The following is a 21,864-nucleotide window of genomic DNA, read 5'->3' on the forward strand; positions in this document are numbered from 1 at the left end:
CCGCACGCGCCCCAGATAAAACCACGTGATAAAAGTCAGGCTGTGGGGTCCCACCCCTCGCCGGCTCCACCGGAATCTAACCATGTGCCGCCCGCTGCAGTTTCGGGGGGACATTTCATGGTATCGACTGGTTTCGGCCATACCCCATGGTGGCCGAAACCAGCCGCCAGAACGGGTCGGTCGCCCCGGCCCCGCACCCGCCCTCACCCGCGCCCCGTACGTCCGTTCGTCACCCCCGCCCCAGCGCCCGCTCCACCGTGATCTCGATCACCACCCGGGACGGGTTCTCCCCGGGTGTCCTCCCGTACCGCTCGGCGTACCGCCGCTCCGCCTCCGCGACCCTCCCCGGCTCGGTCCGGACGTGCGCCCGCCCCTCCAGCGTCGCCCACCGCCGCCCCGCCACCTGGCACACCGCCACCCGTGCCCCGTCCGGGCCCGCGGCCAGCACGTGGGACACCTTCGCGCTCGCCTTGTTCGTGATCACCCGGGCCAGTCCCGCCTCCGGGTCGTAGGTCACCCCCACGGGGACGACGTGCGGGCTGCCGTCGGGGCGCGGGGTCGTGAGGGTGCACAGGTGGTGCTCCCGCCAGAAACGCAGATACGCCTCGCCCGGCGCGGCGGGATTCACGCGGTATGTACTCATGGCCCGGAAGGTAGTCCCCGGAAGGGCTCCCGATCGCACCTTGAGTGGATTAGACTCAACTTTGTGTACGTTGGCTGAGTCAGCCGTACGACGCCGAGGAGGAGAACGCGAACGTGGACGCCGAGCTGACCAACAGGAGCCGGGACGCGATCAACGCGGCCAGCAGCCGGGCCGTGACCGAGGGGCACGCGGATCTGACGCCTGCTCACCTGCTGCTGGCTCTGCTGGCCGGGCAGGACAACGAGAACATCACCGACCTGCTCGCGGCCGTCGACGCCGACCAGGCCGCCGTACGCCAGGGCGCCGAGCGCGTGCTGGCCGCGCTGCCCAGCGTGACCGGTTCCACGGTCGCGCCGCCGCAGCCGGGCCGCGACCTGCTCGCGGTCCTCGCCGACGCCGACGAGCGCGCCAAGGAGCTCGGCGACGACTACCTCTCCACCGAGCACCTGCTCATCGGCATCGCCGCCAAGGGTGGTGCCGCCGGCGAGGTCCTCGACCGGCAGGGCGCGACCGCGAAGAAGCTGGTGGAGGCCTTCCGGAAGGCGCGCGGCGGGCGCCGGGTGACCACCGCCGACCCCGAGGGCCAGTACAAGGCGCTGGAGAAGTTCGGCACCGACTTCACGGCGGCCGCCCGGGACGGCAAGCTCGACCCGGTCATCGGACGCGACCAGGAGATCCGCCGGGTCGTGCAGGTGCTCTCCCGCCGCACGAAGAACAACCCCGTCCTCATCGGTGAGCCCGGCGTCGGCAAGACCGCCGTGGTCGAGGGGCTCGCCCAGCGGATCGTGAAGGGCGACGTCCCCGAGTCCCTGAAGGACAAGCGGCTCGTCTCGCTCGACCTCGGGGCCATGGTCGCCGGGGCCAAGTACCGCGGCGAGTTCGAGGAGCGGCTGAAGACCGTCCTCGCCGAGATCAAGGACTCCGACGGGCAGATCATCACCTTCATCGACGAGCTGCACACGGTCGTCGGGGCGGGCGCGGGCGGCGACTCCGCCATGGACGCCGGCAACATGCTGAAGCCGATGCTGGCCCGCGGCGAGCTGCGCATGGTCGGCGCGACCACCCTGGACGAGTACCGGGAACGGATCGAGAAGGACCCGGCGCTGGAGCGCCGCTTCCAGCAGGTGCTGGTGGCGGAGCCGACCGTCGAGGACACCATCGCCATCCTCCGCGGCCTGAAGGGCCGTTACGAGGCCCACCACAAGGTACAGATCGCCGACAGCGCGCTGGTGGCCGCCGCGACCCTCTCCGACCGCTACATCACCTCCCGCTTCCTCCCCGACAAGGCCATCGACCTCGTCGACGAGGCCGCCTCCCGGCTCCGCATGGAGATCGACTCCTCGCCCGTCGAGATCGATGAACTCCAGCGCTCCGTCGACCGGTTGAAGATGGAGGAGCTGGCGCTGGTGAAGGAGACCGACCCGGCCTCCCGGGAGCGCCTGGAGAAGCTGCGCCGCGACCTCGCCGACAAGGAGGAGGACCTGCGCGGCCTCAACGCCCGCTGGGAGCGCGAGAAGCAGTCCCTGAACCGGGTCGGCGAGCTGAAGGAGAAGCTCGACGCCCTGCGCGGCACCGCCGAACGCGCCCAGCGCGACGGCGACTTCGACACCGCCTCCAAGCTGCTGTACGGCGAGATCCCGCAGCTGGAGAAGGAGTTGGAGGCCGCGTCCGAGGCCGAGGAGGAGACGGCCAGGGACACCATGGTCAAGGACGAGGTCGGCTCCGACGACATCGCCGACGTGGTGGCCGCCTGGACCGGGATCCCGGCCGGGCGCCTGCTGGAGGGCGAGACCCAGAAGCTGCTCCGCATGGAGGACGAGCTGGGCCGCCGCCTGATCGGCCAGACCGAGGCCGTACGGGCCGTCTCCGACGCCGTCCGCCGCTCCCGCGCGGGCATCGCGGACCCGGACCGCCCCACCGGCTCGTTCCTCTTCCTCGGTCCGACCGGCGTCGGCAAGACCGAACTCGCCAAGGCGCTCGCCGACTTCCTCTTCGACGACGAGCGGGCGATGGTCCGCATCGACATGTCGGAGTACAGCGAGAAGCACAGCGTGGCCCGGCTGGTCGGCGCCCCGCCCGGATACGTCGGCTACGAGGAGGGCGGCCAGCTGACCGAGGCGGTCCGCCGCAGGCCGTACACGGTCGTGCTCCTCGACGAGGTGGAGAAGGCCCACCCCGAGGTCTTCGACATCCTGCTCCAGGTGCTGGACGACGGCCGCCTCACCGACGGCCAGGGCCGCACGGTCGACTTCCGCAACACCATCCTGGTGCTGACGTCGAACCTGGGCAGCCAGTACCTGGTGGACCCGGTCCTCGGCGAGGAGGAGAAGAAGCGGCAGGTCCTGGAGACGGTCCGGCAGTCCTTCAAGCCGGAGTTCCTGAACCGGCTGGACGACCTGGTGGTCTTCTCCGCCCTGGCCAAGGACGAACTGGCCCGGATCGCCCGGCTCCAGATCGACCGGCTCGCGGGGCGCCTCGCCGACCGCCGGCTCGCCCTGGAGATCACTCCGGAGGCGCTGGCGTGGCTGGCCGAGGAGGGCAACGACCCGGCGTACGGCGCCCGTCCGCTGCGCCGTCTCGTCCAGACCGCCATCGGCGACCGGCTGGCCAGGGAGATCCTGTCCGGCGAGGTCAAGGACGGCGACACGATCCGGGTGGACGCGTTCGGGGAAGGCCTGATCGTGGGGCCGGTGACGGCCGAGGAGAAGCCCGCCAAGACGCTCTGACGGCAGCGGCAACTGGGGCCGGGGGCCCGTGAACCGGTGGGTTCACGGGCCTCCGGCCTTTGCAGCGCCCCGTAAGGGGCGCGGGGCTGTATTGCATGTGCGGCTACCGCCGCGTGGGCGCGACCAGCCACGACGATGCCGCAGCCGAACGACGACACATCGCGGCACTGCCGAAGCGGAGCGCTCAGCGGGCGATCTCCCCCAGCAGGTCCCGGGTGGCCGCCAGATACCCCGCCTGGAAGCGGCTCTCGGCCTGCAGCTCCTGGAAGAGGTCCGCTATGTGCTTGCGGCAGGTGCGCAGCGAGATGCCCAGCCGGCGGGCGATCACCTCGTCCTTCAGGCCCTTGCTCAGCAGCCGCAGGATGCCCTGACGCAGGTCGTCGACGGCGACCTTGGTGCGCTCGGCGCCGCAGAACGGGGTGGCGTGGTCCCAGGCACGGTCGAAGGCGTCGCACAGGTAGGCCACGGCGGCCGGCGAGCGCAGCACCACCGCCCCGCCCCGGCGCTGGTGGTGCGGGACGAAGGCGATCCTGCGGTCGAAGGCGACCAGCCGCCCGAACAGGTCGGTCATCGTCCGCACCTGGGCGCCCGCGGGAGTGACCCGGTCCACGTAGGCCTGGGTGGGCGCGTGCCGCCGCGCGGAGTGCTGGTAGAGCGTGCGCATCCGGACGCCCCGGGCCAGCAGCGCGGTGTCCCGGTCCACCGCCTGTTCCAGTTCCGCGGGGGGTCGGCCGCCGCCGGGCTGACAGGTGATCATCTCCTGCGTGCACTCGGCGCTGGCCTGCTCGATCAGAGTGATCACGTCGTCGAGCGAGTCCACCACCTCCAGCGCCCCGGAGGGCTGGGCCTCCCGGTGCGCGCCGGCCGGGTAGGCGGAGGCGAGGGCGGTCAGCGAGTCGCGCCGGGTGTTGAGTTCGTAGAGCTGCCGGCGCAGCCGTGACTCCGCGCCCGCCATGTGGGCGGCGGCCATGTGCGGATGGACGGTGCGCCACCAAGGACCGTGGTCGCACATCCCGTCGAGGTTCTCCGAACCGTTCACGCGGTCGACGAGATGGAATTCCTCCAGGGCGTCGACCGCCTCGACCGTTTCGGATTCGCTGATGTCCAGGACCACCGCGGCTTCTTTCGTCGTGAAAAAGGCCTGGGTGGCCCCCCAGTGATAAAGCCGTATGTGGCTCGGCGAGAGTCCCTGGAGAAGCAGCGAAGGGTCGGTTTCCAGGATTTTGTCCATTTCTTCCCCCCTGCAGTTTCCTGTTCGCAACATCATGCGCGCCGACCTCCCTGGACGGCCATGGAGACGGGATTACAACATCGTGAAGCGGCTGCCCATGCGGTCGGCCGGTCACACAGCGTCTCGACTACGGGGGAATTTCCATGAAGAAGTACAGGTCTGTCGCTTTCGCTCTCCTGGTCGCGGGTGGGCTCGTCGGTGGTGTGCACGTGGTCACCGAACCCGTTGCCCATGGTCCTGCTACGGCCGCGGTGGCCGAAAACACGCGTTCCGCCGCCGTCGACCCGCTCGGTGACAGCGGCTGGAGCTAGGAATCCGTTCGTCCGGCCCGGCCCGCTGAGCACTGGAGAAAACGATATGAGTCATCTCGATGTCACCGGGGAAATCACCGCGGAAAGCATCCGGCTGCTTCTCGCCGAGATCCTGGACACCGAAATCCACGACGACCTGACTTTCCTGGCGCAGGGCGGCGACTCGTTCCACGCGGTACTGGTGGTCGAGCGTGTCGCGGATGTCTGGGGAATCGAGGCCGACTTCACCGCCGTACTCCGGTCGACCCCCGTCGAACTGGCGGAAGTGCTCGGCACGGCGCCCCGGCTGTCATGACGGTCCCGCGTCCTTCGGTCGCCGTCGGCCCGGGGCGGCCCGTCCCGGCCGGTGCCACCGCCCACGAGGCGGTACTGCGGCAGGCCGCCCGGTCCCCGCGCGCCACCGCGCTGCGCGGACCGGGCGGTTCCCGGCTCACCTACGCCGAACTGGTGGCCCGGGCCCGCGCGGTGCGCGACCTGCTCGTCGCCTCCGGCGTCCCGGCCCGCGGCCTCGTGCCCGTGGCCGCCCGGGCCGGCGGGGAGTTCGCCGTCGCCGCGCTCGGCGTGCTGCTGGCGGGGGCCGCCTACGCCGCCGTCGACCCGGAGTGGCCCGCACGGCGGCTGCGCGAGGTCATCGACGACCTCGGCGCGCCCGTCGTCCTCGACGCCACCGGCGGTACCGTCCGGCTCCCGGCCGGGACCCGGGCCATACCGCTGCCGGACCCCGCCGCCGCACGGCCGGCGGCCCCGGACCCCGGCCTGCCGGCCGTCGGTGCGGACGACCCCGCCTGCGTCTTCTTCACCTCCGGCTCGACCGGCCGCCCCAAGGGCGTCGTCCTGCCGCACCGGGCCTTCGTCCGCACCTTCGTGGACGGCGGATACGCCGCGTTCGGGCCCGGCACGGTCATGCCGCTGCTCGCCGCGCCCTACTGGGACGCCGGCGCGCTGGAGGTGTTCGGGCCGCTGATGAACGGCGGCTCCTGCGTGACCCCCGACGAGTCGCCGATCACCCCCGACGGACTGCGGGCCCTGATCACCGAGGACGGCGTCGACACGCTCTGGCTCACCAGCTCCCTGGTCAACCTGATCGTCGACGAGGACCCGGACGCGTTCACCGGGATACGGCACCTGCTCTGCGGCGGCGAACGGCTCTCCCCGCCGCACATCGCGGCCCTCCTCGACCGCCACCCCGGCCTGCGCGTCACCAACGGCTACGGGCCCGTCGAGTCCATGGTCTTCGTCAGCACCCACGACGTCCGGCCCCCCGACACCGCCGACCCCTCCGGCATCCCGGTCGGCCGCCCGGTCCGCGGCACCGTGCTCGCCGTCCTCGACCCCGAGAACCTGCGTCCCGTGGCCCGCGGCACCGAGGGCGAACTGTGGGTGGCGGGCGACGGACTGGCCCTCGGCTACCTCCACCGGCCGGAGGAGGACGCCCGCCGGTTCACCCGGGTCGCCGTCCCGGGCCACGGCACGCTGCGTGCGTACGCCACCGGGGACCGGGTCCGGATGGACGCCGAGGACCGGCTGTCGTACGTCGGCCGGGCCGACCGCCAGTTCAAGATCCGCGGCCACCGCGTGGAGCCCGGCGAGGTGGAACGCCGGATCTCCGCCCTGCCCGGCATCCGGCACGCCTTCCTGGTGCCGCTGCGGGACGCGGGGGCCACGGTCACCTCGACGGCCTGCGCGTACACCACGCAGGACGCGGCGCCCGTCCCCGAGCACACCCTCCGGCACGCGACCGCGGACGCCCTCCCGGCCTACCTGCGCCCCGACCGCTTCCTCCACCTCCATCCGCTGCCCCTGGGCCCGACCGGGAAGGCGGACCTGCGGGCGGTGGAGGCGTGGGTACGGGAGCGGGTGGCGGCGGGTGGCGACGGGGCTGTGGAGAGCGCCGGGGTGGCTGGAGCGGAAGCGGCTGGGGTGGCGGAGGCCGCCCTGCGCGAGGCGCGGGCCGTGCTGGCGTTGCCCGGACTGGGCTCCGGCTCGGATCTGCTGGCGTCCGGTGCGAGTTCGCTGCACGTGCTGCGGATCGCCGCCCGGCTGTCGCGGCTGTTCGGCGTACGGCTCTCGGCCCGCGACGTGTACGAACACCCCAGTGCGGCCGCCCTGGCCGAGCTCGCGGCGGCACGCCGGGCGGGGAGACCGACGGACGGCACCGGCTCGGGCGGCCCGGCCGCCGACAGCGCCTCGGGAGTCCTGGCCGGTTCGGCATCCGGCACCGGCTCGGCCGACCCGGCCGGTGGCTCGGGCTCCGGCGACCCGGCCGGTGGCTCGGGCTCCGGCGACCCGGCCGGGCTCTCCCCGGGCGAACGCCGCTTCTGGCTGGCCTCCCGGCTCGCGCCCGGTGCTCCCGGGCAGGTCGCGGTCAGCCGGATCGAGGTCACCGGCACGCTGGACCCGGCCCGGCTGCGGCAGGCGCTGGCCGCGGTCGCCGCCGCGCACCCGGCCCTGCGCACCACGTTCCCCCGGGAGGGGGGCCGCCCGCGCCGGCACACCGCCGAGGCCCCGCCGCCCCCGCTGCTGCTCGGTACCGGTACCGAGCAGGCACTCACCCGGGAACTCGTCGCCCGGGTCGGCGACCTCGGCACCGGTCCCCTGTTCGCCGCCGGTCTCCTCGGCCGGGCGTCGGCCGGGCGGCGGCTCCTGCTGCTCGCCGTCCACCACATCGTGTACGACGCCCGGTCCGAGGAGATCCTCGTGGCCGACCTCGCCGCCGCGTACGCCGGCCGCACCCCGGAGCCCGCGCCCGCGCCGCCCGTCGGCGGGCCGCGGCCCGGTGCCGGGGCGGCCCGCGCGTTCTGGCGCGGTCGGCTCGCCGGGCTCACCGCCCCGGAGTGGCCCGGCGGCGCGGCGCTCGGGATGCGGGAGGTGTGGACGCGGCCCGCCGTCGCGCACCCGCTCGACCTCGGGCCCGACACCACCGCCCGGCTGCGGGAGTTCGCCGCCCGGGAGCGCCACCCGGTGCTGGTACCGCTCCTCGCCGCCTGGTGGCGGGCGCTGGCCAAGGTCACCGGGCGGGAGGACCTCGCCGTCGGCACCGTCGTGGAGGACCGCGACGCCGCCCACGAACGCACCGTCGGCTACTTCGCCAACGGCCTGCCCGTACGGATCGCCGCCGACCCGGCCCTGGACGGCCCGGCCCTGCTGGCGCTGGTCCGAGAGCGGCTCCTGGAGGTCCTCGCGCACACCGGCCTCGGCACCGACGAGGTCGCCGCGCTGGCCCCCCGCCCGGCGCCGGGCCGCGCCCCGCTCTACCAGAACCTGCTGGTGCTGCAGCGCGTCGCGGCCCCCGCCGAGGCGGACGGCGTCCGGTTCACGCCGCTGCCCGCGCCCGCGCTCGGCTGCCAGACCGAGCTGACGTGCGAACTCTGGGACGACGGCCGGTCCTTCGCCGGCGCCGTCACCGCACCCGAGGGCCTGCTGAGCCCTGCCGCGCTCGCCGAGACCGCGGCCCTGTTCACCGTCGGCCTGGCCGACCTCACCGGCCGCACCGACTCCCTGGGGGACCCCACATGACCGACCACCCGCCCTCCCACCCGCCGTCCCACGCGCTCTCGCACGCGCCCTCCCACCCGCTGTCCTGGACACAGGAGCGGATCTGGTTCGAGGAGCAGCTGCGGCCGGGCGACACCGCGTACCACATGCCGGTGATCCTGCGGGTGCGCGGACCTCTCGACCCCGCCGCGCTGCAGACCGCCGTGGACGCCCTGGTGGCCCGGCACGACGCCCTGCGCACGGTCTTCGGCACCGCGGACGGGGAGCCCCGGCAGCGGGTGCTGGACGCGGTGACCGTGCCCGTCCGCACCCAGGACGTGCGCGGGTCCGCCGACCCGGAGGCGGCGGCGCACGCGGCGCTGCGCCGGGCCGTGCGCGAGCCGTTCGACCTGGCCCACGGCCCGCTGCTGCGGATCCTGGCGGTCCGGTACGCCGACGACGCGCGGCTGCTCCTGGTGTCCGCCCATCACCTGGTCGCGGACGGGCAGTCGTTCGCGGTCCTCTTCGACGAGCTGACCGCGCTGTACGGCGCCGCGGACCCGGAACTCAGGCCGTTGCGGCGCGGCTTCGCCGAGACCGTGCGGGCCGAGCGCGAGCGGGTCGGCGAGGCGGGCGCCGACGCGCTGGTGGCGTGGTGGCGCGGCCATCTCGACGGGGTGCCCCGGGTGCTGGAGCTGCCCGCCGACCGGCCGCGCCCCGCCGTACGCGGTTCGCACGGCGCCCGCGTCCGGACGGAGCTGGACGCGGCGGCCGGGGCGGCCGTCCGCGAGCTGGCCCGGGCCCACGAGGCGACGCCGTTCATGGCCCTGCTCGCCGCGTTCGGGGTCGTACTCGCCCGGCACAGCGGGCAGCAGCGGATGGTCGTCGGCACCCCGGCGTCCACCCGCGGCCCCGGCGGCCGCGACCTGGTCGGCTGCTTCCTCAACACCCTGCCCCTGAAGGTGGACGCGGCGGGCGACCCGGGGTTCGCCGAACTCCTCGGCCGGGTCCGCGACGACGCGCTGGAGGCCTTCGCCCGGCAGCGGGTGCCGTTCGGCAGGCTGGTCGCGGACCTGGCGCCGGAGCGCGACCTGTCCCGGGGACGGCTGGTCCAGGTCTTCTTCAACATGCTGCCGCCGGTCGGCGCCCCCGCCCTGCGCGGCTGCACGGTGGAGCAGCTGCCGTTCGGGGACATCGACAACAAGTTCGACCTCACCCTGTACGCCGGTGCCCGCCCCGACGGCGGCTACACGCTGGAGGCGGTCTACGACGCCGGTCTCTTCGACGCCGCCCGGGTCGAGGACCTGCTGCGCCAGCTGGCCGCCGTACTCGCCCAGGCGGCGGCCGAACCCGCGCGCACGGTACGGGACTTCGACCTGGCGACCGCCCGGTCCGCCGCCCTGCTGCCCGACCCGGCCGCCGACCTCGTGCCCGCCCGGCCCGAGCCGCTCACCGACCGGCTCGCCAAGCACGCCGCGGCGACCCCGGACGCCCCCGCCCTGATCCTCGGCGACCGCGTCTGGTCGTACGCCGAGACCGAGCGGACCACCGACCGGCTGGCCCGGCTGCTGCACGACCGCGGCATCCGCCCCGGCGACGTGCTCGCCCTGCACGCCGTGCGGCACCCCGCCGTCGTCCTCGGCATCCTGGCCGCCGTCAAGGCGGGCGCGGTCTTCGCCGTGCTGGACGCGGACCACCCCGACGACGCCCTGCGCGCCCGCGCCGAGGCCCTCGCGCCCCGGGCCTGGCTCGGCTGCGCCCCCGGCCTGCCGCTGCCCGGCTTCGTTACCGGACCGGTACTGCGCATCGAGCCCGGAGAGGGGCTCGACCGGGCCCTGGCCGGACTGCCCGACGGCGCGCCCGTCGCCGCGCCCGCGCCCGACGCCGACGCCTACGTCGCCTTCACCTCGGGCACCACCGGCCGACCCCGCCGGGTCGTCGGCACGCACCGGCCGCTCACGCACTTCCTCGACTGGTACACGCGCACCTTCGACCTCGGTCCCGACGACCGGTTCGCGGTGCTGTCCGGGCTCGGTCACGACCCGTTCCTGCGGGACGTCCTCGCCCCGCTGTGGGCGGGCGGCGCCGCCGTCTTCCCCGACGCGGACGTCCGCGACACCGCCGCCCTCGCCGGCTGGCTCGCCGACGCCGCGCCGACCGTCGCCCACCTCACCCCGGCCCTCGGCCGCGCCCTCGCCGGCCAGGCGGACGGCACGGCCGGCTGGCCCGCGCTGCGGTTGGCCGGCTTCGGCGGCGACACCCTGACCGGCCGCACCCTGCGCGCCTGGGCCCGGCTCGCCCCCGGCGCCGACCTGCTGAACCTGTACGGCGCCACCGAGACCCCGCAGGCGGTCTCCGTCCACCTCGCCCACCGCGCGGGTACGCCCGCGGACGCGATCCCGGCCGGGCCGGTGCCGCTCGGTCCGGGCATCGAGGGCGTCCAGCTGCTCCTGCTCGCGGGCGACCGGCCGGCCGGGATCGGGGAGATCGGCGAACTCGTCGTCCGCACGCCGTACCTGGCCCGGTACGCCGACCACACCGGGTCCGGGGACGGCGACCACACCGGGTCCGGGGACGGCGACCACACCGGGTCCGGGGACGGCGGGGAGGCCTCCGGTTTCGTCCCCGACCCGTTCACTGGCGTCTCCGGCGTCTCCGGCGTCCACGGCGGCTCGCCCGGCGCCCGCCTCTACCGCACCGGCGACCTCGCCCGGCTGCGCCCCGACGGGCTGCTCGACCCGCTCGGGCGGGCCGACCGGCAGGTCAAGGTGCGCGGCCACCGGGTGGAGCCCGCCGAGGCCGAGGCCGCGCTCGACGCGTTGCCGGGGATCCGGCAGAGCGCCGTCCTCGCGGTGCCGGACGGCGACGGCGACCACCGCCTGGTCGCCTTCCTCGCCACCGGCGGCGCGTCTCCGGACCTCACCGAGGTCCGTGCCGCACTGGCCCGCCGGCTGCCCGGCCACCTGGTGCCGTCCGCGTACGCCGTCCTCGACACCCTGCCGCTCACCGCCAACCGGAAGGTCGACCGGGACGCCCTGCACGCCCTGGAGCACCGTGCCGAGGCCGCCACCGGCGGCTACGTCGCTCCCGCGGGACCGGTGCAGGAGCGGCTGGCCGAGCAGTGGCGGGTGCTGTTGCGCCGCGAACGCGTGGGTGCCACCGACGACTTCTTCGCGCTCGGCGGCCACTCCCTGCTGCTGACCCGGCTGTTGGCCCGGATCCGGCGCGAGTTCCCCGGTGCCGCCGCCGAACGCCTCACCCTCCAGGACCTGTTCGCCCACCCCACCGTCGCCGGACTCGCCGCCCTCCTGGCGGAGACGACCCCGGCACCGCACCCGGACGACATCCCGCGCACCGACCCCGCCGAGCCCGCGCCGCTGTCCTGGACCCAGGAACGCCTGTGGCTGGAGGAGCAGGTACGCCCCGGCGACGCGGCCTACAACATGCCCGTCGTGCTGCGGCTGCGCGGCCCGCTGGACCCGGCGGCGCTGCAAGGGGCCGTGGACACGGTGACCGGCCGGCACGCCGTCCTGCGCACCGTCTTCGGGACCGGCCCGGACGGCAGTCCGCACCAGCGGGCCGTCCCCGGCGCCCGGACCGTCGTCCGCACCACCGATCTGTCGGACCGCCCCGACCCCGAGACGGCGGCCCTCGCCGCCGCGATGGACAGCGTCCGGGAGCCGTTCGACCTCACGCGCGGCCCGTTGCTGCGGGTGGCGCTGCTCCGGATCGGCGACGGCGACCACCTGCTGGCACTGACGGTGCATCACATCGTGTTCGACGGCTGGTCGTTCGGGGTGCTGCTGCGCGAGCTGTCGGCCGTGTACGCCGACCGCCGGGACGAACTGGGCGAGCCCGCCCTCCAGTTCGCCGACGTGGCCCGCTGGGAGCGCGCCGACCTGGCCGGGCCGGTGCTCGACGGCCTGGTGGCCTGGTGGCGCGGGCATCTCGACGGCGCCCCCCGGGTGCTGGAGCTGCCCACCGACCGGCCGCGCCCGGCCGTCAGCGCCCACCGGGGCGCCCGGCGCCGGATCACCGTGGACGCGGCCACCTCGGCCGCCCTGCGCGAGCTCGCCGTCGCCCACGGCTCGACCCTGTTCATGACCCTGCTGTCGGCCTACGCCGTCGTGCTCTCCCGCTGGAGCGGGCAGGAGCGGCTGCTGGTCGGCACGCCCGTCGCCAACCGGCCCCGTGCGGAGTTCGAGGACCTGCCCGGCTGCTTCCTCAACACCCTGCCGCTCCGCGTCGACCTGGACGGCGACCCCGCCTTCGGCGACCTCCTCGGCCGGGTCCGGGACAGCGCCCTGGCGGCCTTCGCCCACCAACGCGTGCCGTTCGGGCGGCTGGTGGGCGAGCTGGCCCCGGAGCGGGACCTGTCCCGCGGCCCGCTGGTGCAGGTGCTGTTCGCCCTGCAGAACGTGGAACTGGGCACCTTCGACGTGCCGGGGGTCGAAGGCGAGCTGGTGGACGTGTCCGTCGCCAACAGCCAGTTCGACCTCAACCTGCGGATGATCGACACCGGCCGGGAGCTGATCGGCTGGCTCGACCACGACGTGGAACTGTTCGACACCGCCACCGTGGAGCGGTTCGCCGAGCACTTCACCAACGTGCTCACCGCCGTCGTCGCCGACCCGGCCACCGCGCTCTCCGGCATCGACCCGCTGGGCACCGCCGAGCGCGCCCGGCTCCTGGACGTCTGGAACGACACCGCCGTGGACCGGCCGGCCGGCGACACCCTGACCGGGCTGCTCGCCGAGGCCGCCGTACGGCACGCGGACGCGGTCGCCGTACGGTTCGCGGACCGCGAGCTGACGTACGCCGCACTGCACGCCCGTGCCAACGCGCTCGCCCACCGGCTGCGGAGCCTCGGCGTCGGCCCCGACACCGTGGTCGGCGTCCACCTGGACCGCTCCCCGGAGCTGATGGTGGCCCTGCTCGCGGTGCTCAAGGCGGGCGGCGCCTACCTGCCGCTGGACACCGGATACCCGCACGAGCGGCTGGCGTTCATGCTCGCCGACGCCCGGGTCCCGGTGCTGCTCGCCCACCCGGGCGGGGGTGAGGCGCTCGCCGCCGACGGCGTCACCGTCGTCGCCGTGGACGAGCGCGCCGGGGACGGCTTCCCGGAGACCGAGCCCGCCCCGGCCGCCGGGCCGGCCCCCCTGACGCCGGACCACCTGGCGTACGTGATCTACACCTCCGGCTCCACCGGCCGCCCGAAGGGCGTGCAGGTGCCGCACCGCGGGATCGTCAACCGGCTGCGCTGGATGCAGGACGCGTACCGGCTGACCGGCGCGGACACCGTGCTGCAGAAGACGCCGATCAGCTTCGACGTGTCCGTGTGGGAGCTGTTCTGGCCGCTGCTCACCGGCGCCCGGCTGGTCCTGGCCGAACCCGGCGGGCACCGCGACCCCGACCACCTCGCCACCCTGGTGCGGGACGAGCGGGTCACCGTCTGCCACTTCGTGCCGCCGATGCTGGACACGTTCCTCGCGGCCGGCCGGGCCGCCGACTGCGGTTCGCTGCGCCTGGTGGTGTGCAGCGGCGAGGCGCTCCCCGCGGACCTGGCCCGCCGCTTCCACCTGGCCCTGCCCGAGGCCGCCCTGGAGAACCTGTACGGCCCCACCGAGGCGTCCGTCGACGTCACCCGCTGGACCTCCCGCCCCGGCTGGACCGGCCCGGCCGTCCCCATCGGCACCCCCATCGCCAACACCCGCGCCTACGTCCTCGACGCCTTGCTCAGGCCCGCCCCCGTCGGCGTGCCCGGCGAGCTGTACCTGGGCGGTGTGCAGCTGGCCCGCGGCTACGGCGGGCGGCCCGACCTGACCGCCGACCGGTTCGTGCCCGACCCGTACGGCGGCTCGCCCGGCGCCCGCCTCTACCGCACCGGGGACCTGGCCCGCTGGCACGCCGACGGTTACGTGGAGTACCTCGGCCGGACCGACCACCAGGTGAAGGTGCGCGGCTTCCGCATCGAACTCGGCGAGATCGAGGCGGCGCTGCTGGACCTGGAGCCGGTCGGCCAGGCGGTCGTGGTGGTCCGCGAGGACCGGCCGGGGGACCGGCGGATCGTGGCGTACCTGACGTCGAGCCGCAGTCCTTCCGCGGGCGACCTGCGGGCCGCCCTCGCCGAGCGGCTTCCCGAGCACATGGTGCCCAGCGCCTTCGTCGTGCTGGCGGCGCTGCCGCTCAGCCCCAACGGCAAGGTCGACCGCAAGGCCCTGCCCGCCCCGGACCACGGGGCGGGCAGGACGGGCGACCACCTCGCCCCGGCGACCCCGGAGGAGGAGCTGCTGGCCGGGCTCTGGCAGCGCGTCCTCGGCCTCGACCGGGTCGGCACGCGGGACAACTTCTTCGAGATCGGCGGCGACTCGATGCACGCCGTCCGGATCGTCGGCCTGGCCCGCGAGGCCGGTCACGAGATCCCGCTCCAGCGGCTGTTCGCCGCGCAGACCGTCGAGACCCTCGCCCGCTGGCTGGCCGAACACACCGGCCCCGCGGGCTCCGCCGCCGACCCCGCCGCCGGACCCGCCCGCCAGGAGGTCGCCGCCTTCGGCCTGCTCTCCCCGGAGGACCTCGCCCGCCTCCGGGCCTGACCCTCCGGCCCGCCCCCGCCCCCGGTCCGCCCTCGCCCGGCTCCCCAGACGCACTCCGGAAGGAACCCCGTGCCGTCCCACGACGACATAGCCGACCGCACCGACCGCACCGACCGCACCGACTTCGCCGACCGCACCGAGCTCGCCGACCCCACCGACACCGCCGGCGGCACCGCGGCCGCCGAGATCATCGACGCCTACCCGCTGACCCTCCTCCAGTCCGGCATGCTGTTCCACAGCCACGCCGACGGCGACACCCCCACCTACCACGACATCTCCGCCGTCCGGCTGTCCGGCCGGTTCGACGAGGCCGCGCTGCGGGCTGCCCTCGCCGGGGTCATCGCACGCTCCGACATCCTGCGCAGCTCCTTCGACCTGACCCGGTTCAGCAAGCCGATGCAGCTGGTGCACGCGGCCGTGGCGACCCCGCTCACCGTGCAGGACCTGCGCGGACTCGACCCGGCCGAGCAGGAGCGGCAGGTGGCCGCGTGGACCGAGCGGGAGAAGGCGACGCCGTTCACCCTGACCCGGGCCCCGCTGCTCACCCTGCACGTGCACGTCTTCGCCGACGACGACTTCCGGCTCAACCTGAGCTTCCACCACGCGGTCCTGGACGGCTGGAGCCTGTCCCTGGTCACCTCCCAGCTGATCACCGGCTACGACGCCCGGCTGGCCGGCCGCCCCGACCCGGCGACCGCCCCGGTCACCCGGTTCCGCGACTTCCTCGCCCTGGAGCAGGAGGCGCTGGCCAGCGCGGAGTCCCGGGCGTACTGGGCCGACGTGCTGGCGGACACCGACTTCACCGGGCTGCCCCGGCGCGCGGACCCGGAGCTCGCCGCCGTCCGCGAGGCCCGGGTGCACGAGGTGCCGCTGCCCGCGGGGCTCGGGGAGAAGCTGCGCGCGGTGGCCGCCGAGGCGCGGGTGCCGGTGAAGTCGGTGATGTTCGCCGCCCACGCCCGCGTGCTGTCCCTGCTGTCCGGGCAGAGCCGGATCGTCACCGGCCTGGTCGGCAACGGCCGCCCGGAGACCGCCGACGGCGACCAGGTCGTCGGCCTGTTCCTCAACACCCTCCCGCTCGTCGTGGACGTCACCGGCACCACCTGGACCGAGCTGGCCCGGCGCGTGCACGCCGCGGAGAGCGGGGCGCTGCCGCACCGCCGCTACCCGATGGCGCAGATGCTCCAGGACCAGCGCCGGCCGGGGTTCTTCGAGACGGTCGTCGACCACCGCAGCTTCCGCAGCTACGACATGGAGCTGGAGCAACTGGCCGTCACGGGCGGCGAGTTCTTCGAGCAGACCAACTTCCCGTTCACCGCGAACTTCGGCACCGACCCGGTCACCGGCGAGGTCCGGCTGCGGATCAACCACGACGCCGCCGAGTTCACCGCCGCCTGGATCGACACCGTCGGCGGCTACTACGCGGGGGCCCTCGCCGCGCTGGTCGCCGACCCGCACGCGGCCGTGCACGCCACCCCGCTGCTCGGCGCCGCCGACCTGGACCTGCTGTTCACCGAGTGGAACGACACCGCGGCCGGCTGGGACCTCGACCGCACCCTGCCCGAGCTGCTCGCCGAGCGGGCCGCCAAGCACCCCGACCGCACCGCCGTACGCTTCGGCGAAACCACCCTGACCTACGGCGAGTTCAACGCCTGGGCCAACCGGCTCGCGCACGAGCTGCGCGGGCTCGGCGTCGGCCCGGACACGCTGGTCGGCGTCCACCTGGAGCGCTCGGCGGAGCTGGTGGTGGCCCTGGTCGCGGTGCTGAAGGCGGGCGGCGCCTACGTCCCGCTGGACCCCGGGTATCCGCGCGAGCGCCTCGCGTACATGCTCGACGACGCCCGGGTGCCGGTCCTGCTGACCGGCGCCGGGCTCGCCCCGCCCGCCGTGCCCGAGGGCACCGCCGTCGTCGAGGTGGACCGCACGGTCGCCGCGGACCGGCCGGAGACCGACCCGCTGCCGCAGGCCGGGCCCGAGCACCTGGCGTACACGATCTACACCTCGGGCTCCACCGGCCGCCCCAAGGGCGTGCAGATCCCGCACCGGGCCCTGCTCAACCTGCTGCTGTCCTTCGGCCGCGACCTCGAACTGACCGACGAGGACCGGCTGCTGGCGGTCACCTCGCTGTCGTTCGACATCGCCGCCCTGGAGGTGTACCTGCCGCTGCTGGCCGGCGCCGAGCTGATCGTCGCCCCGGACATCGCGGTGGACGGGCCCCGGCTGCGGGAGGCGGTCGAGCGGTCCGGCGCGACCGTCGTGCAGGCCACCCCGTCCAGCTGGCGGCTGCTGGTCGAGGCGGGGCTCGGCGGCGACGAGCGGCTGCGGGTGATCTCCGGCGGCGAGGCGCTCCCCGAGGACCTCGCACAGGAGCTGACCGCCCGCTTCCCGGTGGTGTGGAACGCCTACGGGCCCACCGAGACCACCATCTGGTCCGCCCTGGACCGGGTGCGCCCCGGCGAGCCGGTCACCCTGGGCCGCCCGATCGCCAACACCCGCGTCCACGTCCTCGACGCCTCCTTCGCCCCGGTCCCCGACGGCGTCCCCGGCGACCTCTACATCGCCGGTGACGGGCTGGCCCGCGGCTACTCCCGGCGCGGCGACCTGACCGCCGACCGCTTCGTGCCCGACCCGTACGGCGGCCCGGCGGGCGCCCGGATGTACCGCACCGGTGACGTGGCCCGGTGGCTGCCCGACGGCCGCCTGGAGTTCCTCGGCCGCTCCGACCACCAGGTGAAGGTGCGCGGCTTCCGCATCGAACTCGGCGAGATAGAGACCGTGCTCGCCCGGCACCCGGGCGTCGGCCGGGTGGTCGTCATGGCCCGCCACGACCAGCCCGGCGACGCCCGCCTCGCCGCCTACCTCACCCCCGAGACCTCCGGGACCTCCGGGACCTCCGGGACCTCCGGGACCTCCGCGGGCGGCACCGCCCCCAGCGCGGCCGAACTGCGCGAACTGGCCGCCGCCGCCCTCCCCGAGTACATGGTGCCCAGCGCCTTCGTGGTCCTGGACGCCTTCCCGCTCACCCCCAACGGCAAGGTCGACCGGCTCGCGCTGCCCGCCCCCGGCCGCGAGGAGACCACCGCCGGCGTCTTCGTCGCGCCCCGCACCCCCACCGAGGAGGCCATCGCGGCGATCTGGCGGGACGTCCTCGGCGTCCCCGAGGTCGGCGTCACCGACGCCTTCCTCGACCTCGGCGGCAACTCCATCTCCGCGCTCCGCGTGATCATGCGGCTGCCCGACATCACCGACGTCGAGGTGCCGGTGGCCGCGCTGTTCGAGGGCGGCACGATCGAGCGGCTCGCCGAGATCGTCAGCGGCGAGCGGCAGCAGGCCGCGTCCACCCTGGTGCCGCTGCGTTCCACCGGCACCCAGGCCCCGTTCTTCCTGGTGCACCCGCTGGGCGGCAGCGTCTTCTGCTACTCCGAACTCGTCGACGTCCTCGACCCGGACCGCCCGCTGTACGCGTTCCAGGCGCCCGAGTACGCGGGCCCGGACGTGCCCCGCCCGGACAGCGTCGAGGAGATCGCCGCGCTCTACCTCTCGGAGGTGCGCGCGGTCCAGCCCGAGGGCCCGTACTTCCTGGGCGGCTGGTGCATGGGCGGCATGGTCTCCTACGAGATGGCCCGCCAGCTGGAGGCCGCCGGCGAGGAGGTCGGCATGCTGACGATCATCAGCGCCAGCATCGACGACCCGGTCCCGCCGCGCTACGCCACCAGCGAGTCCGCCGCCATCCTCGGCGCGTTCGCCGGCCGGCTCGACGTCACCGAGGCCGAACTGGAGGCCCTGGACCCCGAGGCCCGCCTCGCCCACGTCGTCCGGCTCACCCAGGGCACCACCGACGAACGGGCCGACGCCCGCTCGGTCGAGGACCTGCGCCGGCTCGTCCAGCTGTACACCCGGCACGCCCGCGCCCTGCTCGCCTACCGCGACACCCCGCGCGAGCCGCTGCGCGGCGACGCGGTGCTGATCCGCGCCGAGACCGAGCTGTTCGAGGGCTGGCACATGGGCTGGCAGCCGCGGGTCGGCGGCACCCTTCTGATCGACGAGTCGCCCGGCGACCACTTCAGCATGCTCGAACAGCCCAACGTTCCCCAGGTCGCCCGCCGCCTGCAGGACGCGGCCGCCGGCCGCCCGCAGGGTGTCACCCCCTAGTTCCCCCTAGTTCCCCTCTGTAGGACCAACCCCCTGTGTAGGAGCACCCCATGAGCGACGCCGCGACCGTCGGGGAAGCCGCCGCCCCGCCCGCCCCCAGCGTCTGGCGCAACGCCGACTTCACCCGGCTGTGGACCGGGCAGACCGCCTCCCTGTTCGCCGCCCAGATCAGCGAACTCGCGCTGCCCCTGGTCGCGGTGCTGGCCCTGGCCGCCAGCTCGGCCCAGGTCGGCCTGCTCACCTCGGTGGTCAAACTGCCGTACCTGCTGGTCTCGTTGTTCGCGGGCGTGCTCGTGGACCGGGTCCGGCGCAGGAACATCCTCATCGCCACCGACCTCGGCCGCGCCCTCGTGCTGTCGGTCGTCCCCGTCCTCTACTGGACCGACCGGCTCGGCATCAGCTGGCTGTACGTGCTCGGCTTCCTCGCCGGCTGCGGCAGCGTGCTGTTCGACGTGGCCGGGCAGGCCTATCTGCCCCGGCTGGTGGAGCGCGACCAGCTCACCGCCGGCAACTCGGCGCTCGGCGCCAGCCAGTCCGCCGCCACCATCGGCGGGCCCGCGCTCGGCGGGGTGCTGGTGCAGTGGCTGACCGCGCCGGTCGCGGTGCTGGCCGGAGCCGTGTCCTACCTGGCGTCCGCGCTGACCATCAGCACCATCCGGCACAAGGAGGACCGGGCCGAGCACGCCGGGGACGCCTCCCCGGCGGGGACCCTGCGCGAGGTGTGGGCGGGCCTGAAGTTCGTCTTCGGCAACGAGCCGCTGCGCGCCATGACGATCATGGCCTCGATCTTCAACCTGTCCTTCACGGCGCTGGAGGTCGCCTTCGTCCAGTTCATGCCGCGCACCCTGGGCCTGTCCGCGGGCGAGATCGGCCTGGTGATGGCCGCGCTGGGCCCCGGCTTCCTGGTCGGCGCGGCCTTCGCGGGCCGGCTGCCGCAGCGCTTCGGCTACGGCCGCACCATGCTGACCACCGCCGCGATCGCCAACCTCGTCATGCTCGGCCTCTCCGCCGTGCACGGCTCCGGGCTCCTCGCGGTCGGCACCCTGATGCTGATCAACTTCCTGTTCGCGTCGTTCGGCGTCGCCAACAACGTCACCGTGCTCAGCATCCGGCAGACCCTCACCCCCGACTCCCTGCAGGGCCGGGTGGCCGCCACCAACCGCTTCGTCGCCATGGGCATCGCCCCCGTCGGCGCCCTCCTCGGCGGTTTCCTCGGCGGCGCGGTCGGCCTGCGCGCCACCGTCCTGATCACCGCCATCGGCCTGTCCTCGGCCCTGCTCCCGCTCGGCCTGTCCTCGCTGGCCCGGATCAGGTACGACCTGCCGTCCCCGCTCACGGACGGCACCTCCCCGTCCACGCCCGACACCAAGGAAGCCGCCCGATGACCGAACAGCACACCCTCCGCCATCTCGTGGTCGTCAACCACGAGGAGCAGTACTCGGTGTGGCCCGCCCCGCTGCCCCTGCCCGCCGGCTGGCGTGCCACCGGGTTCGAGGGCAGCCGCGAGGAGGCCCTCGCGCACATCGCCACGGTCTGGACCGACCTGCGCCCGCTCAGCCTGCGCTGACCGCCACCGACCCACCCGTCCCGAGAGGCCCCGAGATGGACTTCAGTCTCTTCTACTTCGCCGACGGCAGCGCCGGCGAGCGCTCCGACGGCAGCGTCGGCGAGCGCATCGGCGAAAGCGGCGGCGGCCGTTACGACCTGCTGCTCGAAGGCGCCAAGTACGCCGACACGCACGGCTTTTCGGCCGTGTGGACCCCCGAGCGCCACTTTCACCCGTTCGGCGGGCTCTACCCGAACCCGTCGGTGACCGGCGCCGCCGTCGCCACCGTCACCGAGCGGGTCGCGATCCGCGCGGGCAGCGTGGTCGCCCCGCTGCACCACCCGCTGCGCATCGCCGAGGAGTGGTCGGTCGTCGACAACCTCTCCGGCGGCCGCGCGGGCCTCTCCCTGGCCTCCGGCTGGAACGCCGTCGACTTCGCGTTGCGCCCGGAGGGCTACGCGGGCCGCAAGACCGCCGTCATCGACGCCGTAGAGCAGGTGCGCGCCCTGTGGCGCGGCGAACCCCTTGCCGTCACCGACGGCGCCGGGAACCCGGCCGAGGTACGCGTCTTCCCGCCGCCCGTCCAGCCCGAACTGCCGGTCTGGGTGACCAGCGCGGGCGGCCCGGAGACCTTCCGCGCGGCCGGCACCGCGGGCGCCGGGGTGCTCACCCACCTGCTCGGCCAGGACTTCGACCAGCTCGCCGAGAAGATCGCCCGGTACCGCAAGGCGCTCGCCGAACGCCCCGGCCACGACGGATGGCCCGGCCATGTCGCCCTGATGCTGCACACCTACCTCGGCGAGGACCCGGAGCAGGTGAAGGCGACGGTCCGGGAGCCGTTCACCGCGTACCTGAAGAGCTCCTTCGGGCTCATCGCCCGGTCCGCGGGCAGCATCCTGTCCGGCTTCGACCCCGACAAGCTTCGCGAGTCCGACATCGACTTCCTGGTCCGGCGCTCCTTCGACACCTACTACGGCACCAGCGGGCTGTTCGGGACGGTGGCGCAGGCGTCGGCCGTGGTGGAGCGGGCCCGCGCGGCCGGCGTCGACGAACTGGCCTGCCTGATCGACTTCGGGGTGGCCAAGGACGCGGTGCTGTCCGGCCTGGACCACCTGAACGCGCTGCGCGAGGCGTCGTCCTCGTGACCTCACCCGCACCCGTATCGGCACCCGTGCCCGCGCCCGTATCGGC

General features: G+C 74.6%; 10 protein-coding genes. 8 read left to right on the top strand and 2 right to left on the bottom strand.

Annotation, left to right across the window (positions count from 1 at the left end):
* Positions 1-229 precede the first annotated feature (229 nt).
* Entirely contained in the window at positions 230-643 is a 414-nt protein-coding gene (locus ACFWPQ_RS09620) for a TIGR03618 family F420-dependent PPOX class oxidoreductase (RefSeq protein ID WP_361286565.1), read from the bottom strand.
* A 113-nt stretch (positions 644-756) separates the two neighbouring features.
* Between ACFWPQ_RS09620 and clpB the strand changes: the two genes are divergently transcribed.
* Positions 757-3,369, top strand: coding sequence for an ATP-dependent chaperone ClpB (gene clpB / locus ACFWPQ_RS09625; RefSeq protein WP_384031677.1), 2,613 nt, complete (start codon positions 757-759; stop codon positions 3,367-3,369).
* A gap of 184 nt (positions 3,370-3,553) precedes the next feature.
* Here clpB and ACFWPQ_RS09630 read toward each other — a convergent pair whose 3' ends face one another.
* A complete protein-coding gene (locus ACFWPQ_RS09630) occupies positions 3,554-4,483 on the bottom strand; it encodes a LuxR C-terminal-related transcriptional regulator (protein ID WP_384031679.1) in 930 nt (309 codons plus the stop codon).
* Positions 4,484-4,957: 474 nt separating this feature from the next.
* Here ACFWPQ_RS09630 and ACFWPQ_RS09635 point away from each other — a divergent pair, with 474 nt between their 5' ends.
* The 7 genes from ACFWPQ_RS09635 to ACFWPQ_RS09665 all read left to right on the top strand — a co-directional run bounded on the left by ACFWPQ_RS09635 (position 4,958) and on the right by ACFWPQ_RS09665 (position 21,818).
* A complete protein-coding gene (locus ACFWPQ_RS09635) occupies positions 4,958-5,206 on the top strand; it encodes a phosphopantetheine-binding protein (RefSeq protein WP_384031680.1) in 249 nt (82 codons plus the stop codon).
* Positions 5,203-8,427: an amino acid adenylation domain-containing protein gene (locus ACFWPQ_RS09640; protein WP_384031682.1), complete on the top strand. Its 3,225-nt coding sequence runs from the start codon at positions 5,203-5,205 to the stop codon at positions 8,425-8,427. Before ACFWPQ_RS09635 ends, ACFWPQ_RS09640 begins: the two co-directional genes overlap by 4 nt.
* Positions 8,424-14,978, top strand: a complete 6,555-nt coding sequence (locus ACFWPQ_RS09645) for an amino acid adenylation domain-containing protein (RefSeq protein ID WP_384031684.1) — start codon at positions 8,424-8,426, stop codon at positions 14,976-14,978. Before ACFWPQ_RS09640 ends, ACFWPQ_RS09645 begins: the two co-directional genes overlap by 4 nt.
* A 69-nt stretch (positions 14,979-15,047) precedes the next feature.
* Complete coding sequence (locus ACFWPQ_RS09650; RefSeq protein ID WP_384031686.1) at positions 15,048-19,127, top strand: amino acid adenylation domain-containing protein; 4,080 nt, start codon at positions 15,048-15,050, stop codon at positions 19,125-19,127.
* Positions 19,128-19,177: 50 nt separating this feature from the next.
* On the top strand, positions 19,178-20,512 hold the full coding sequence (locus ACFWPQ_RS09655; RefSeq protein WP_384031688.1) for an MFS transporter: 1,335 nt from the start codon (positions 19,178-19,180) through the stop codon (positions 20,510-20,512).
* Positions 20,509-20,694, top strand: a complete 186-nt coding sequence (locus ACFWPQ_RS09660) for an MbtH family protein (RefSeq protein WP_384031690.1) — start codon at positions 20,509-20,511, stop codon at positions 20,692-20,694. Before ACFWPQ_RS09655 ends, ACFWPQ_RS09660 begins: the two co-directional genes overlap by 4 nt.
* Before the next feature lie 35 nt (positions 20,695-20,729).
* Positions 20,730-21,818 (top strand): LLM class flavin-dependent oxidoreductase, encoded by a 1,089-nt coding sequence (locus ACFWPQ_RS09665; RefSeq protein WP_384031692.1) that lies wholly within the window; start codon positions 20,730-20,732, stop codon positions 21,816-21,818.
* The last annotated feature ends 46 nt before the right edge of the window (positions 21,819-21,864 follow it).

Origin of the sequence: Streptomyces sp. NPDC058464 (genome assembly GCF_042721035.1) — a bacterium.
Classification (GTDB): domain Bacteria; phylum Actinomycetota; class Actinomycetes; order Streptomycetales; family Streptomycetaceae; genus Streptomyces.